The organism is Streptomyces sp. NPDC023723, assembly GCF_040639815.1.
Lineage (GTDB): Bacteria > Actinomycetota > Actinomycetes > Streptomycetales > Streptomycetaceae > Streptomyces.
The window spans coordinates 1-15,115 of record NZ_JBFAAP010000034.1 but is presented as its reverse complement, the minus strand read 5'-3'; the positions used below and the strand labels follow the sequence as shown (position 1 = coordinate 15,115).

Below are 15,115 nucleotides of genomic sequence, written 5' to 3'. Positions count from 1 at the left end.
GTGGCCTCTCGCGGCCGGCTCCGCGCGATCTCAGGAGGGGCATTGGCCGGATGGCTTGAGCGGCAGTGGTCCGTGATCCAGGGGGCGGAGGAAACGGATTTGTGCCCGGCGTGATCGGCGTGGATGCTGGCTCCCCGGAGGTACTGAAGTGACCGACGTCGTGTTGAAACTGTCAGCCCGCGATCTGGTCCATGCGGACCTGGCGTCGTGCGGGTGGGCCGGGTCTGACCACCACCTGGCCGGCGTCGCCGAGCAGTTGGAACGTGTCCGGTCCGGGGAGGTCGACTACCTCGCGGTCTGTCCGGCGACGGACGTCCCCGTGGCGAAAGGCGGTGTCGACTACGAAGTGAAGAAGGGAGTCGGCACTTTGTGGCAGTTGGCAGTCCATCCCGCGTTGCAGTCGTGCGGGATCGGCACGTTTCTTGTCGAGGCCGCGGAACTGCGGATCAGGAAGCGCGGTCTGCGCCAGGCTGAGCTCGGTGTGGAGGAAAGCAACCCCCGGGCACGGGCGCTGTACGAAAGGCTGGGTTATATCGCGTACGCCCGTCAGCCGGACGCGTGGGACGAGCAAGCCCCGGACGGGTCGTTGCGCCGCTACGAGACGATGTGCACGTTGATGCGGAAGGAACTCACGTAGGCTCAGCCGCCTTCCGGTCGCGGAGCGGGCTTACTGATCGTTTCAGAATGATTTGAGCTGCGGATCTCGTGCTCGACACTCTTGGGCGGCAACGTGTCCGGGGTGCGTGCTGATCTTGTTCCTGACGACCTGTGGGAGCGGGTTGCTCCGCTGCTGCCGCCTGTTCCCGAACGACGCCACCGCTATCCAGGGCGGCGGCGAGTGCCGGACGGTGTGGCACTCGCCGGCGTCCTGTACGTGCTGCGGACGGGTATCGCCTGGCGCGACGTCCCCGCGGAGACGGTGGGATGCTCCGGGGTAACTGCCTGGCGCCGGCTGCGGGACTGGACTGAAGCGGGCGTCTGGCCATGTCTGCACGCTGTCCTGCTGGACGAGTTGCGCCGGGCCGGCCTGCTGGACCTGGACGACTGCGCCGTGGACGGATCCCACGTCCGGGCCCTCAAAGGGGGGCGCACACCGGCCCTTCGCCCGTCGACCGTGCCCGTCCCGACTCGAAGCACCATGTGATCGTCGACCGTCACGGAACCCCGCTCGCCGTCACGCTCACCGGCGGCAACCGGCACGACGTCACCCAGCTCCTGCCGCTGCTGGACGCGATCCCACCGATCCGGGGCGTGAGGGGACGTCCCCGCCGCAAGCCCCGGCGCCTGTACGCCGACCGGGGCTACGACTTCGACAAGTACCGCCGCCTGCTGCGGAAGCGCGGCATCAAGCCGATGATCGCCCGACGAGGTGTCGCCCATGGTTCAGGACTGGGCAAGGTGCGTTGGGTGGTCGAGCGTGCCTTCGCCTGGCTGCACCATTTCAAACGGCTCGGTATCCGCTACGAGCGGCGCGCTGATCTCCACCAGGGCCTGCTTGAGCTGGCCTGCAGCCTCATATGTCTCCGCCGCCTGCGAACCTCATTCTGAAACGATCAGTAAAAGGGCAGGGCGGTCAGCGGCCGAACAACTCGAAGGCGACGGCGGGCCGCCCGCCGAACCGTGGGCCGTGGGCGCGGGTGCTGTCGGCCGGGAAACGGCGCGCGTGTGTCTCGGGGTCCGGGGTGTTCCAGGCGCCGTGTCCCCAAGTGTCCCGGTGGTTCAGGGACCGCGGTCGGCGTCCCCACCGTGGAGTTCCTCGATCACCGGGACGGTGTGATCGAGTACGGCGGCCGCTCGCTGCTCCGACTCGCGCAGCGTCCGGGCTCGTTCGGGCTCCAGGTCGTCGGGGTGGGCCACCACGGCCAGGGCACCCGTTGCCAGTCGTCCGGCATCGGACGCAGGGGGTGCGAGGGTGCGGTCGGTCATGACCAGGTGACCGGGCGACGTCGTTCGTTGTGACACGGGTCGCCCCCGGCCGGTGTCACATCCGAGCGGCGCGGGTGGTCTCAGTGACGAGAACCCCGATGTGTCCGGCGCACCGCCGTGTCGCGTCGCGGGCTTGTGGCGACGCTGAGATGAGTGGTGAAGAGATGGGCGACGACAGCCGGCCGGACGGGCCGGGACCGGGGCGTACCGGGGAGCGGCTGGCCCGGTGGATGGAGGTCCGGCTGGGCCGGCGCCGCCCGGCCGGTTCGCTCCGGCGGCTGGTCTTCCCGGACCACTGGTCGTTCCTGCTGGGCGAGATCGCGCTGTACAGCTTCGTGATCCTGCTGACGACCGGCACCTACCTGAGCTTCTACTTCCACCCTTCCTCCGACCTGCTGGTCTACGACGGCAGTTACCTTCCACTGCGGGGCCGGCCGGTGTCGGAGGCGTTCGACTCGACGCTGCGCCTCTCCTTCGACGTCCGTGGCGGTCTGCTGATCCGCCAGGCCCACCACTGGGCGGCGCTGGTGTTCGTCGCCGCGCTGTTCACGCACATGCTGCGGGTGTTCTTCACCGGAGCGTTCCGCAAGCCGCGCGAGCTGAACTGGGTGCTGGGCTTCCTGCTGCTGGTCCTGGCCATGTTCGGCGGCCTGACCGGCTACGACCTGCCCGACGACCTGCTGTCGGGGACGGGACTGCGGGTCGTCCACGGAACCCTGCTGTCGATTCCGGTCGTCGGCACCTACCTGTCGTTCTTCCTCTTCGGCGGGGAGTTCCCGGGCGACGATCTGATCGCGCGCTTCAACACCCTGCACACCCTGGTCATTCCGGCGCTGATGGTCGTGCTGTTCGTCGCGTACGCGGTGCCGGCCGTCCGGCACCGGCCCGCGCAGTTCCCCGGTCCGGGCCGCACCGAGAACAACGTGGTCGGCCTGCCGTTGCGGGTGTACGCGGTCAAGGCCGTCGGCCTCTTCTTCCTGGTGTCCGGCGTGGTCTTCTTCATGGCCGCCGTCGCGCAGATCAATCCCGTGTGGGAGTACGGGCCGTTCCGTCCCGAACAGGTTTCGGCCGGCTCTCAGCCCGACTGGTACATGGGCGTCGCGGACGGGTTCCTGCGGGTGATGCCGGGCTGGGAGATCGACCTCTGGGGCCACACCCTGGCCCTGGACAACCTCCTGCCGCTGCTGATCGGTGTGCTGCTCTTCCTGGCGATGGGCGCCTACCCGTTCATCGAGGCGTGGGCGACCGGCGACGACCGTGAGCACCACCTCCTCGACCGGCCCCGCAACCGGCCGGTGCGCACCGGCCTGGGCGTGGCCTGGCTCAGCGTCTACACGGTGGCACTGACCGGTGCCGCCAACGACCTGATCGCCCTTCGGCTGCACGTCTCCGTCAACGCCGTGACCTGGGCGGTGCGCATCGGCCTCTTCGTCGTCCCGGTGCTGGCCTACGCCGTCACCGTCCGTCTGGCACTGGGCCTGCAGCGCCGCGACCGGGACAAGGTGCTGCACGGCCGGGAGACCGGCGTCATCAAGCGGCTGCCGCACGGCGAGTACGTCGAGGTGCACGAACCCCTCAGCCAGGCGCGGCTGTACACCCTGACCGCGCACCAGCAGTACCGGCCCCTGCCGGCCGCACCCGGTACCGGCCGTACCCGGCGGCTGCGCGTCGGGCTCAGCCGCGCCCTGCACGGCCCCGGCGCGCAGGTCCCCAAACCGACGGAGAGCGAGTACGAGGAGATCGGCGACGGACCCAGGCCCTGAACCGTGCCGGCACACCGTGACTCCGACCCGGAGCGGATTCACACCGTGGCATTATGTTGTAAGTACCGCGCCGTAACAGTGTGTTCGATCGTATGGCGCGCCCCCACTGGCAGAAAGGTGAGCCATGGCCATCGACGACCCGGGTGCGGGATTCCGCGGAGCGGACGGTGTGCTTTACCGCACCACCCCCGCGGAGCTGAAGCAGAAGGCCGGAGACATCCGGACCACGCAGGCGAACGTCCAGACCGAGCTGGACAGCCTCAAGTCCTACGTCGTGAACCTGGAAGCGGTGTGGGGCGGCATCGCCGCCACCACCTTCCAGCAGCTCATGCGGGAGTGGGACGTGCACGCGGCCCACCTCCAGCAGGCGCTGCTGGCCATCGCCACTGGCCTGGACGGCACCGCCGGCAACTACATGGACTCCGAGCAGGCCAACCTGACGAACCTGGCCGGGGTGAACCTCCCGCCGGCCCGGCTGGGTTGAGGACACCACCGACAGCACACCTTCTCCCCGAGGACATGAGATGCCCGACATCGAAAGCACACCCATCAGGGTCGGCACCGACCTGGAGGGGGCCGGTACCTACCTCAACGGCCAGGCCGCCCACATCATGGGCGAGCTGACCGCGCTGAAGAGCCGTATCCAGTCGTTGATCGATACGTGGAACGCCCAGTCGGCGACCGACTACCAACTGCGCATGCAGGAGTGGGACACGGCGGCCGCCGGACTCTTCGGCGGCGACGCGGACGGCGGTGTGCTCGGCGAGATCGCCCGGGCCATGAACGTCAACTGGGGCAATTACGTCGGTGCGGAAGAGGCCAACATCAAGACGTGGACCTCGACGAACTGACCGGACGGACGGTAGGCGAGTGGAGAACGAACGCTGTCACGTGACGGTGGTGGGCGCCCGGCGCCGGGTGGATCTCGCGGTACCCGCGGACGCCGCGATCGCCGGGTACCTGCCCGCCTTGCTCGAACTCGTGGGCCAGAGCGAGTTCGACGAGACGTTCCCGCCGGTGTGGTCGCTGGCCCGGGCCCAGGGCCCGCTCTTCCCGCCCGAGTCCTCGCTGCGGGAGAGCGGCGTCGTGGACGGTGCCACGCTGTACCTGCGCGACGTGGCTGCGGGTGAGTTCGACGAACCCGTGGTCACCGACCTGCAGGAGACGGTCGAAAGCACCAGCGGGGGCATGGCGGTGTGGGGCCGACAGGCCCGGGCCCACACCACGCTGCTCCTCGCCGTCCTGGGCATCGTCGCCGCGTTCGCCGCGCTGGCGTGGACCGGGCTGATCAAGCCGGTCACCGGCAGCGGGGCCGTCGGCGCGGCGCTGGCGCTGGCCCTGCTGGCCTGGTACGCCACGCACCGGGAGTGGTCGCTGCGGCCGCGTCTGCGGCTCGTGCTCGCCCTCGCCGCCGTGCCCCTGCTGGCGGTGGCCGCGGCCGTGTTCCCGGCGGTGGACACGAGCACGTCCTCGGTGCTGGTGGCGATCAGTGCCGGGAGCGCGCTGGGCGGCGTCGCCGCCGTCCTGGCGGTCCGTCACCCGGCGACCCTGATGACGGCCGCGGGCACCGGCGTGCTGCTGCTGCTGACGGTCTGCCTGGTGCTGGGCGACGCCGACCCGCGGGAGTCGTCGGCCGTGGTCGCCGTCGTGATGATGGTGCTGCTCAGTCTCGCTCCGAAGGTCTCCGGGCACGTGGCGGTCCTGTCGGGGCCGCGGCCGGCTGCCGGAGACACCCTTGACGACGAGGCGGAGGTGCGGCGCCTGGTCCGGCGGGGCCGGCGGCTCCTGGTCGCGGCCAACACAGGGGTGTCCGCCCTGACCGCCGTGTGCCTGGTGATGCTGGCGGTCTGCGAGGACGCCTTCGCGGTGGCCCTGGCGGTCTGCCTGGGGCTGGCGCTGGTGCTGCGGGCCGGGCAGACGACCGTGGCTCCGGCCGCGGTGCCCATGGTGGCCGCGGGCACCGCCGGCCTGGCCGCCGCGCTGATCCGGGCTCCCGGCAACTTCGGCGCCCCGCAGTGGGCCGGTGCCGTCGCCCTCCTCGGGGCGGCGATGGTCGCGCTGGCCCTGGGGCTGAACCGGGCCTTCGGCGCGGAGGGCACCGGGGACCGTCCGGCCTGGCTCGACCCGTTCAGCGGCTTCCTGCTGGTCCTCTCCCTGCCGCTCGTGGTGGGCGTCTTCGGGGTGTACGCGTCCCTGCTTGACACCGGACCGACGCCGTGACCGGCCTGCCGCACCCGCGCCCACCGGTCAAGCGCGGCGTGCTGCGCGTGGCGGACCGGGGCTGGGGCAGCTACCGCACCCTGACCGCCGCTCTCAGGGCGGCCGAGGACGGGGTTGCCGTCCACGTCCGGCCCGGTGTGTACCGCGAGTCCCTGGTCCTCGACCGTGACGTGACGCTCGTTCCCGAGAAGGGCCCCGGAACGGTACGCGTCGTCGCCCACCACGGCCCCGCCGTCACGGTGAACGGCGGAGCGCCGGTCCTGCGGGAGCTGACGATCGAGGCGGGCACCGACCGCGGCCCCGCGGTGCTCCTGACGGCGGGTGCGGCGGAGTTGGACCACTGCCGGGTGTCCGGCGGCCGTATCGAGGCCGTCCGGGACGCCAGGCCCGTCCTGCGCGGGTGCACGGTCGAGAACGCCGACGGCTCCGGCGTCCACCTCACCGGCACGGCCACCGCCGTGATCGAGGACTGCGCGATCAGGTCGTCGACGGGCCACGGGCTGACCCTGGCCGACGAGGCCGGCGCGGACGTACGGCACACCACGGTCGACCGGGTCACCGGCTGCGGCCTGGTCCTCGCCGGGCGCAGCCGCGCCACCTTCACGGACTGCGCGGTCGGACACGTAGGCGAGGCGGCGCTGCTGGTCCAGCCGTCGGCCCGCCCGCTGCTGCGCGGCTGCCGGCTGCACGACAGCGCGGGCCGGGGAGTGCTGGTGGCCGAGGCGCCGGACACCGCCGCCGGCGAATCCCGGAGCGGTGCGGGGGCCACGCCCGGCGCGGCGGGTCATGAGGAGCCGCACATCCGCTTGGAGGAGTGCGAGATCTTCCGTACCGGCCGTGAGGGCGTCCGGGCGTCCGGCCCGGCCGGACTCCTGCTGCGGGAGTGCACCGTGCGCGAGACGGGCGGTGCGGGGGTGATCGCCACCGGCACCGGCCGGGTCACCCTGGACCGCACCCGGGTGGTCGACCTGTCCGGCACCGGCCTGGCCGCCATGGACGGCGCGTACCTGGACGTGCGGGGCACCACCGTGGCCCGTACCGGGGCCAACGGTGTGCACGCCGGTGGCCACGGCACCGTGCGGATGTTCGACTGCGAGATCACCACGACCGCCTATACCGCTCTCCACCTCGCCGGGACCACGAAGACGGTACTGAACCGCTGCACGGTACGGGACAGCGCGCAGCACGCCGTGCGGATCGAGGAGGCCGCCGAACTCCTCGCCGAGGACTGTGCCGTGGAGCGGCCCCGGATGAACGGCTTCGACGTCAAGGACGCCGACGCGGTGCTGCGCCGGTGCACGGTCGCCGAGGCCGCCGTGGGCATCCGCCTGGACACCGGGCACCGGCCGCTGCTGGAGGACTGCGAGGTCACCCGGTCCGCCGACTCGGGCATCGAGGTCGCCGCCGGTACGCGCGCTGTCGTGACCGGCGGCCGGGTGGCGGACTCGGGAGCGGCCGGTGTCTTCCTGGACGAGGGCAGCGTGGCCTGGATCGAGGACATGAGCATCAGCGGTGCCGCGGGCAGCGGTCTTGTGGTCTGGTCCGGGGCCCGGCCCCGGGTGCGCGCGGTGACCGTCGAGGGGACCGGGAAGAACGGCGTGTATGTGGGTGACGGCGCGCACGGACTGCTGGAGGACTGCTCCGTGTCCGCGACCGGCTTCCCCGCCCTGTACGTGGGGGCCGGGGCCACGCCCGTCTTCCGTCGCTGCCTGGTCCACGACACCGGTGAGGACATCTCGCTGGACGACACCGCGGACGCCCGCTTCGAACAGTGCCGCAGCACGGCCGTCGGGGTGACGAGCATGCCCGTGGACGGGGAACCGGCCGTCGCGCCCGGCCGGCCGCGTGCGGAACGGACCGCGCCGGGCCCGGGGCAGGAGCCGGGTGGCGCCGAGCGGCTCCCCGTCGTCCTGGCCGAACTCGACCGGCTGGTCGGCCTGGAGAAGGTCAAGCAGGAAGTGGCGTCCATGACCAAGCTCATGCAGATGGTCAGGCTACGGCAGGAGGCGGGCCTGCAACCGCCGCCGCTCAGCCGCCACCTGCTCTTCGCGGGCAACCCGGGAACCGGGAAGACGACGGTGGCCCGGCTGTACGGCAGGCTGCTCGCCGCCCTCGGGCTGCTCGCCGACGGACACCTGGTGGAGGCCGACCGCAGCGCGCTGGTGGGGGAGTACGTCGGGCACACCGCGCCGAAGACCACGGCGGTGTTCCGGCGGGCCCTGGGCGGCGTGCTGTTCATCGACGAGGCGTACGCCCTCGTGCCGGCCGGCCAGGGCAACGACTTCGGACAGGAGGCCATCGCCACCCTGATGAAACTGATGGAGGACCACCGGGACGACGTCGTGGTGATCGCCGCGGGCTATCCGGAGGACATGGCACGCCTGATCGCCTCCAACCCCGGTCTGGCCTCGCGCTTCACCCGCACCCTCACCTTCGAGGACTACACGTCCGAGGACCTGGTGCGGATCGTGGAGTCCCAGGCGGCCCGGCACGACTACCGGCTCGCCCCGAGCACCACGGCGGCCCTGCTGGAGCACTTCGCCTCGGTGGCGCGCACCGAGCAGTTCGGCAACGGGCGTGCGGCCCGGCAGACGTTCCAGCGGATGACCGAGCGGCATGCCGTGCGCGTGGCCGATCTCGCCGCTCCCGGCGATGAGGACCTCACCGTGCTGCTCCCCGCCGACGTGCCCGAGGCCGTGGTCCGATGACTGGCGGCCACGGACACGCCGTACAGCCGTTACGTCGCCGGAGGCTCGGGAAAGCGCACCGACCGGTCGATCCGCGAGTACAACTGACCGGAGGCGTTGACCAGACTGGTATAGTTGCCCAGCAGCATCAGGGCGTTGCTCACCATGGCCAGGGCCTGCCGCATCGCCGGGTTGATCGTGGCGGCGAACTCACCGCCGAACTCGTTGAGCAGCCGTTGGTCGAGATCGTGCTGCTCCTCCATGGACGGCGCGCCGTTGCTCGCCCCCGGGGTGACGTTCCAGGAGTACGCGGCGACGGGCTGCTCCGGCATCTTGGGTATCCAGAAGCTGTCGCTGTGCACGGCTGCCTCGGACCGCGCGCGCAGCGTCTCGTAGTCGGCGACAGCGAGGCGGCTCTGCGCCAGCAGCACGTTCTCGGTCTCGCGGACCACGGGTGCGTCGAAGCGGAAGGGACCACTGGCGGCCACCTCGGCCTCCCCGCCCGTGCCGTCGCCCTGCGGCAGTTCCGCGCCGCCGTTGAAACTCGGCGGTGCCGCCCAGCCCACCGTCATGGCGGGAACGCCACCGGGCGGATCTGCTACGTGCTCGTTCTCGGGCATTCACTTCTCCCAGGGGTCGAGGAATGGGGCCGATCGGCTCATCACCATATTCGCATATCCCCGCCCATCGACGAAATCGGCTGCCCTTCACGGGAAATGTGCGGGAGCCGGGAAAGGAGCCAGAAACATGCCCGAGATGTCTCCCGGAGAATTCCGTGTCGCGTTGGGCGAACTCCGCTCCGCCATTGGTGTCGTGCGCGGTGAGAGGCAGAACATGTCGGACCTGACCGGCCAGATACAGAACCGTTTCGAGGCCGCCCGGGAATCCTGGCAGAGTCCCTCCGGAGTGACGTTCGAGACGATATCCGAGTGGTTCACCAAAGCGTCCCACGACCTCCTGGAGCTGCTGGAGGAGACGGCCCGCCGCATGCAGGCCGCCTACGACAACTACGCGGACGCCGAGACCGCCAACACCCGCAACCTGGGAGGCTGACCATGCCTGAGCAGGCCGATTACGACACGCAAATCATCCAGATCGACCCCGAGACGCTCGGCGCCGACGCCAGGAACCTGCTCGAGCTCGCCGAGGAGATGCTTCATTCCGTCGTGCGGATCAATGAGACCGCGGTATCGCTGCGGCTCGGATGGGTGGCCGCCAGCGCCGACGAGGCACATGCGTTCGGCGAGCGCTGGACCCGCGTGATGCTCCAGATGTTCGGCGACGACGGCCACCCCGGTGTGCTCCCCGCGATGGCCGGCGGCGCTCTTGGTGCCGCCGCCGGATTCAGCCAGGGCGAACTGGAACTGGAGCACATGTGGCAAGAATTCTCCGGCGGAATGTCCGCGCCCGCCGAGGGCAGCCCCACACCCCCCAGTGATCGCCTCGGGGCCGAATATCCCATCACACAGGATTTCCCGGACGCATGACCAGGATAGATTTCCACCGGCCCGCGAGAACGCTCCCGCCGTCCGTTCCCGAACAGCAGGTGTCGCTGGCACCACCACCGCAGAAAGCCGCGCAGAACCAGGCCCAGACCTGGCTCTACATCCTGATCCCCGTACTGAGCAGCATCAGCATGGCGGCATACATGGTCACCAACGGCCGACCGTGGATGATCCTGCTCGGGGTCGGCTTCGTCGTCCTCTCCATCGGCATCCTCGTCCTGGTCCGGGCGCAGAGCAGGAACGCCGGCCGGCGCGCCCAATTCCGCCAGCGGGAGCGGTACGTCGAGTACCTGTCGGACATCCGGGCCCAGGCCAGGGAGTCGGCGGCGGCGCAGCGCGCGGTCAACGCCTTCCTGCACCCGAGCCCGCACCGGCTGTGGGCATTCGCCACCACGGGGCCGAGGCGGGTGTGGGAGCGCCGCCCGTCCGACGCCGACTTCCTCCGGCTGCGGCTGGGACAGGGGCGCGGCACCCCGGCGATGCGGCTGGCCCTCGGCAGACAGGGCGATCCCACCACCGAGCACGATCCCGAGGCACATCGCCGTGCCCAGCGGCTGGTGGACGACTTCGCCACCGTCGGTCTCCAGCCGGCCTGGGTGGACCTGGCGAACACCGGCGTCCTCAGCCTGCTCGGCCCCGGGGAACGCACCGCCGACGTGGCCGGCTCCCTGCTGCTGCAACTGGCCGTGCTGCACGCCCCCGACGACGTCCGGGTCGCCGCCCTCACCCCCGGCGAGGCACCCGCCTGGTCCTGGGCGAAATGGCTGCCGCACGTCCGCCGGCCAGGCCGGGCGGAACCCGTCCCCATGGTGGCCGAGGAGTTCGACGGTCTCGCCGACCTGCTCCAGGCCGAGGTGGACCGGGCCCGGGAAGAACGCCTGGAGCGCGTCACCGCGCTGGGCCTGCGCCGGGACCAGAAGGCCGCCCGCCACCTGGTGGTGCTGCTGGACGGCTACCGCCCCGGCGCGGACTGGGCGCGGCTGCCGCTGGTGGCGGACCTGCTGGCGGAGGCCGGACCGGAGAGCGGCATCCACGTGGTGTGCCTGGTCGGCAAGGAGAGCGAGGAACCCGGCCGGGTCGACGTCCGCGCCCGGGTGGCCGCCGACGGCACCCTCACTCTGGAGACCCGGTACGCGGCCCTGGTGCAGCGGGTCGACGACGGGGCCGCCGACTCCTGCCCCTCTGCCCTGGGCGAGGAGACCGCGCGGGCACTGTCCCCACTGCGGCTGTCGGGCGAGCGCGAACAGGTACTGTCCCGCACGGTCAGCCTCCCCGAGATGCTGGGCGTGGCCGATCCGGGTGCCTTCGACCCGACCCGGCTGTGGCGCGCACCGGACGACGAGGCCCTGCTGCGCCTGCCCATCGGCTTCACCGGCGACGGCGGCCCGCTCGTCCTCGACCTCAAGGAGTCCGCGCTCGGCGGCATCGGCCCGCACGGCCTGGTCGTGGGCGCGACCGGCTCCGGCAAGAGCGAACTGCTGCGCACCCTGGTGACGGGCCTGACCATGACCCACGCCCCCGAACATCTCGGCTTCGTCCTGGTCGACTTCAAGGGCGGCGCCACCTTCGCGGGCGTGACCGAACTGCCCCACGTCGCGGGTCTCATCACCAACCTCGGCGACGACCTGGCCATGGTGGACCGCGTCCGCACCGCCCTTCAGGGCGAACAGCAGCGCCGCCAGCGGATGCTGCGCGCGGCGGGCGATGTCGACACGGTCCGTGCGTACCAACTGCTGCAGGCGGCCGGCGGTACCGACACCGACGGCCGGCCCCTGGAGCCGATGCCGTACCTGATGATCGTCGTCGACGAGTTCGGTGAACTGCTCACCCAGCGGCCCGACTTCATCGAACTCTTCGTGCAGATCGGCCGCGTCGGACGCAGCCTGGGCATGCACCTGCTGCTCGCCACCCAGCGGCTTGACGAGGGGCGGCTGCGCGGACTGGAGTCCCACCTGTCGTACCGCGTCTGCCTGCGCACCTTCAGCGCCCAGGAGAGCCGGGCGGTCATCGGGACGGCCGACGCCTACCACCTCCCCCCGATCCCCGGCTCCGCCTACCTGAAGGTGGACGAGTCCGTGTACGAGCGCTTCCGCGTCGCCCACATCTCCGGTACCTACCAGGAGCCGGAGGAGCGGGTGACGGTCCCCGCACCGGAACCGGTGCCGGTGCTCTTCGGTCCGCGCACCGCCGAGGACGCCCGCACCGGGGACGCCGCCGAGCCCGAGCCGTCCACCGCACCGGCCCGGTCGCTGACCGGCAGCCGCACCGAGATGCAGGTGGCGGTGGAACAGATCAAGGCCCATGGCCGGGCCGTGCACCAGGTGTGGCTGCCGCCCCTGCCGTCGGCCATCGAACTCGAGTCGGTGCTCGGTCCGTTCACCGCCGACGGCGAACGCGGCCTCCACTCGCAGCTGTGGCCGCGGGGTGGCGCCCTGACCTTCCCCGTCGCCGTGGTGGACCTGCCCCGGAGTCAGGAGCAGCGCGCCATGCTCCTCGACCTGTCCGGCCCGCAGGGCAACCTGATCGTGGTGGGCGCGCCGCAGTCCGGTAAGAGCACCCTGCTGCGCTCCCTGATGACCAGCGCGATGCTCACCCACACCCCGGACGAACTCCGCTTCCTCGGCATCGACTTCGGCGGCGGCTCCCTGATCGGCCTGGAAGGCGCACCTCACGTCTCGGGCATCACCACCCGGCACGACGAGGCACGCACCCGGCGTGCCCTGTCCGTGGTCCGGGAACTGGTCGCCGACCGTGAACGCCTCTTCCAGCGGCTGCGGATCGACTCCGCCGCCGACTTCCGCGGGCTCCGCGAGGAGGGCGCCCTGCCCGACGGCGTCGACGCCGCCGACGTCGTCCTGGTCATCGACAACTGGCCCGCTCTGCGCGCGGCGGTGGCACAGGCCGAGGAGATCGTCCCCGACCTCGCGGTGCGCGGCCTCGGGGTCGGCGTCCACCTGGTGCTCACCGCCAACCGCTGGGCCGAACTGCGCGCCAACCTGCGCGACACCATCGCGGGCCGGCTGGAACTGCGGCTCGCCGAACCGGGGGAGTCGGAGATCTCCCGGCCCCTCGCCCGGCAACTGCGCGCCTTCCTGCCGGGCCGCGGCCTGGTCGCGCCGGGGAACCTCTTCCACACGGTGCTGCCACGGATCGACGGCACGGCGTCCACCGACGGACTCACCGAGGCGCAGCGGACACTGGTCGACGATCTGGCCGTGGGCTGGAAGGGCGAGTCCGCGCCTGCGCTGCGGGTACTGGCCGAGGTGGTCACCCCCGAGGACCTGACGAGCGCCCTGGCGGAGCGCCCCGCGGACTCGGCCGACCTGCCCGCGTCCGCGGTACCCGTCGGCATCAGGGAGTCGGACCTGCGCCCGGTCACCCTCGACTTGGAGGGCGACGCTCCGCACTTCCTGGTGTACGGCGACTCCGGATCGGGTAAAACGGCGTTCCTGCGCTCCTGGATGCGGGGCATGGTGGCCCGCCGGTCCGCCTGGGACCTGCGCTTCGTCGTCGTCGACTACCGCCGCGGGCTGCTGGGAGCGGTGCCCGAGGACTACCTGGGCGCGGTGGCCGGGGACCCGGACTCGGCCGCGGAGTACGTGGGACAGGTCGTCGCGAAACTGAAGGAACGCAGGCCACCGCCGGACGTCACCCCGCGCGAGCTGAAGGAACGTACCTGGTGGTCGGGGCCCGAGCTGTACCTGGTCGTGGACGACTACGACCTGGTGTCCGGCGGAGCGGCCGGGCGCGGACCGCTGGCGGCGGCGGCCGACTACCTCACCCAGGCCGCCGACATCGGCTTCCACGTGGTCCTCGCGCGCCGGACCGGCGGCCTCAGCCGCACCCTGGCCGACCCGGTCGCCGGCCGGCTGCGCGAGCTGGGCTCAGGCGGTCTGATCCTCTCCGGTGACCCCCGCGAGGGAATCATCCTCGGGGACCAGCGCGCCCAGCGCCTGCCGCCCGGACGGGGTTTCCTCGTCTCCCGTGCCGACGTCACCTCGCTCGTCCAGACCGTGTACGACCCGGCCGAGCCCTGACGGTCATACCCCGCCGCCCCGCACACCCCACCCCCTTGAGGAGCACGCAGCCATGCCGCTGTTCGACGTACAGCCCATCCGCGAGCTGGGTCAGCTGTGGATCGACACCGGCGAGCGGCTCTTCGAATACCTGGCGACGATGCACGGCAGCGTCCTGGCGATGAACGGAGCGTGGACCGGCCGGGCCGGCGCCGCGGCCCTCCAGTCCTGGACCGGAGGGCCGGGGAACGTCTGGAACGCCGTCTGGCAGGCCGCGTACGTCATGCGGAGCATCGGCGAGACGATCCTCCAGTACGCGGAACAGCTGCAGAACCTGATCGACGAGATCGCCAGACAGCACTTCATGGAAGGACTCAGCGCGCTGTTCGGCATGCTCACCGGGTTCGTCGCCTTCGGTGTCGCGGGGCTGATCGGACGGCTGCTCTCCGTCGTCGCCCGGCTCGTGCAGACCATGACCACCGTGATCGCCCGGCTGGTCTCCGCGGCCGGCTCCCTCGGCCGGGCCGGCGCCTTCGTCGGCGAGGCGGCGCTCAACGCGGCCACGGCACTCGGCGAGGACGTCTTCTCCCAGTGGGCCGCCTCGAAGGCCGCGGGTGCGCCGTTCAAGGTGGACTGGCAGAGCGAGGGCCTCAACATGGGCCTGGGCGTCTGGATGGGCGCGGGGATGAGCGGACCGGACCACTTCCCGGGCGCGGCGTCGAAGGTGGCGGGCCTGGGCGCGAAGATACCCCTGCCGGAACTGCCCACGAACCGCAATGTGCCGGTGCCCAGGGCGGGAACGGTCACTGCTCCCACGACCCTCGACGGCCTGCCCGGCATGCCGAACGGCGGCGCCTTCGGGGAGTACGGCGCGCGGATCGGCACTTCGACGAGCGGCTCCACGGCACCGGGCGGCGCCCGCCTGCAACAGCTGCTCCAGGTTGGGTTCGTTGAGGGTGACGGCGTACGCGATCCGGTCGCCGAAGCGGGCCATCACG

At 71.5% G+C, this 15,115-nt stretch carries 12 protein-coding genes and 1 pseudogene; 11 read left to right on the top strand and 2 right to left on the bottom strand.

From position 1 onward, the window contains the following. Positions 1–148 precede the first annotated feature (148 nt). The gene (locus AB0G32_RS28135) at positions 149–637 is read left to right on the top strand and encodes an N-acetyltransferase (RefSeq protein ID WP_361169099.1); all 489 of its coding nucleotides are present in this window, start codon (positions 149–151) and stop codon (positions 635–637) included. Positions 638–739: 102 nt separating this feature from the next. Next, positions 740–1,548, top strand: a protein-coding gene (locus AB0G32_RS28130; RefSeq protein WP_361169096.1) for an IS5 family transposase whose coding sequence is annotated in 2 segments (ribosomal slippage) — positions 740–1,079 and positions 1,079–1,548 — 810 coding nt in all. Because the reading frame shifts where the segments join, the coding sequence is not laid out codon by codon here. A 25-nt stretch (positions 1,549–1,573) separates the two neighbouring features. On the opposite strand, the pseudogene AB0G32_RS28125 reads toward AB0G32_RS28130, so the two are convergent. Further along, a pseudogene (locus AB0G32_RS28125) lies at positions 1,574–1,892 on the bottom strand (hypothetical protein). 198 nt (positions 1,893–2,090) lie between these two features. Between AB0G32_RS28125 and AB0G32_RS28120 the strand changes: the two are divergent. From AB0G32_RS28120 to AB0G32_RS28100, 5 genes are all read left to right on the top strand, one after another. Beyond that, complete coding sequence (locus AB0G32_RS28120) at positions 2,091–3,689, top strand: ubiquinol-cytochrome c reductase cytochrome b subunit (RefSeq protein ID WP_361169093.1); 1,599 nt, start codon at positions 2,091–2,093, stop codon at positions 3,687–3,689. 124 nt (positions 3,690–3,813) lie between these two features. Next, on the top strand, positions 3,814–4,173 hold the full coding sequence (locus AB0G32_RS28115) for a WXG100 family type VII secretion target (RefSeq protein ID WP_361169090.1): 360 nt from the start codon (positions 3,814–3,816) through the stop codon (positions 4,171–4,173). A gap of 40 nt (positions 4,174–4,213) precedes the next feature. Then, positions 4,214–4,540, top strand: a complete 327-nt coding sequence (locus AB0G32_RS28110; protein ID WP_361169087.1) for a WXG100 family type VII secretion target — start codon at positions 4,214–4,216, stop codon at positions 4,538–4,540. A 19-nt stretch (positions 4,541–4,559) separates the two neighbouring features. Then, a complete protein-coding gene (gene eccD, locus AB0G32_RS28105; RefSeq protein WP_361169084.1) occupies positions 4,560–5,909 on the top strand; it encodes a type VII secretion integral membrane protein EccD in 1,350 nt (449 codons plus the stop codon). Then, positions 5,906–8,617, top strand: a complete 2,712-nt coding sequence (locus tag AB0G32_RS28100) for a right-handed parallel beta-helix repeat-containing protein (RefSeq protein WP_361169081.1) — start codon at positions 5,906–5,908, stop codon at positions 8,615–8,617. The genes eccD and AB0G32_RS28100 overlap by 4 nt, the downstream gene beginning before the upstream one ends. A 29-nt stretch (positions 8,618–8,646) precedes the next feature. Here AB0G32_RS28100 and AB0G32_RS28095 read toward each other — a convergent pair whose 3' ends face one another. Next, the gene (locus AB0G32_RS28095; RefSeq protein ID WP_361169078.1) at positions 8,647–9,216 is read right to left on the bottom strand and encodes a hypothetical protein; all 570 of its coding nucleotides are present in this window, start codon (positions 9,214–9,216) and stop codon (positions 8,647–8,649) included. 127 nt (positions 9,217–9,343) lie between these two features. On the opposite strand from AB0G32_RS28095, the gene AB0G32_RS28090 reads away from it, so the two are divergent. From AB0G32_RS28090 to AB0G32_RS28075, 4 genes are all read left to right on the top strand, one after another. Continuing rightward, a complete protein-coding gene (locus AB0G32_RS28090) occupies positions 9,344–9,649 on the top strand; it encodes a WXG100 family type VII secretion target (RefSeq protein WP_361169075.1) in 306 nt (101 codons plus the stop codon). Between the two features lie 2 nt (positions 9,650–9,651). After that, positions 9,652–10,083, top strand: coding sequence for a hypothetical protein (locus AB0G32_RS28085; RefSeq protein ID WP_361169072.1), 432 nt, complete (start codon positions 9,652–9,654; stop codon positions 10,081–10,083). Beyond that, entirely contained in the window at positions 10,080–14,138 is a 4,059-nt protein-coding gene (eccCa, locus tag AB0G32_RS28080; RefSeq protein ID WP_361169069.1) for a type VII secretion protein EccCa, read from the top strand. The genes AB0G32_RS28085 and eccCa overlap by 4 nt, the downstream gene beginning before the upstream one ends. 52 nt (positions 14,139–14,190) lie before the next feature. Next, on the top strand, positions 14,191–15,115 hold a 925-nt coding region (locus AB0G32_RS28075; protein ID WP_361169066.1), incomplete at its 3' end, for a hypothetical protein.

Bases quoted from the DNA above. Each gene is read 5' to 3' on its own strand.
- AB0G32_RS28090 (WP_361169075.1), top strand. From the start codon at position 9,344: ATGCCCGAGATGTCTCCCGGAGAATTCCGTGTCGCGTTGGGCGAACTC.
- AB0G32_RS28110 (WP_361169087.1), top strand. From the start codon at position 4,214: ATGCCCGACATCGAAAGCACACCCATCAGGGTCGGCACCGACCTGGAG.
- eccCa (WP_361169069.1), top strand. From the start codon at position 10,080: ATGACCAGGATAGATTTCCACCGGCCCGCGAGAACGCTCCCGCCGTCC.
- AB0G32_RS28095 (WP_361169078.1), bottom strand. From the start codon at position 9,216: ATGCCCGAGAACGAGCACGTAGCAGATCCGCCCGGTGGCGTTCCCGCC.
- AB0G32_RS28120 (WP_361169093.1), top strand. From the start codon at position 2,091: ATGGGCGACGACAGCCGGCCGGACGGGCCGGGACCGGGGCGTACCGGG.
- AB0G32_RS28115 (WP_361169090.1), top strand. From the start codon at position 3,814: ATGGCCATCGACGACCCGGGTGCGGGATTCCGCGGAGCGGACGGTGTG.
- AB0G32_RS28085 (WP_361169072.1), top strand. From the start codon at position 9,652: ATGCCTGAGCAGGCCGATTACGACACGCAAATCATCCAGATCGACCCC.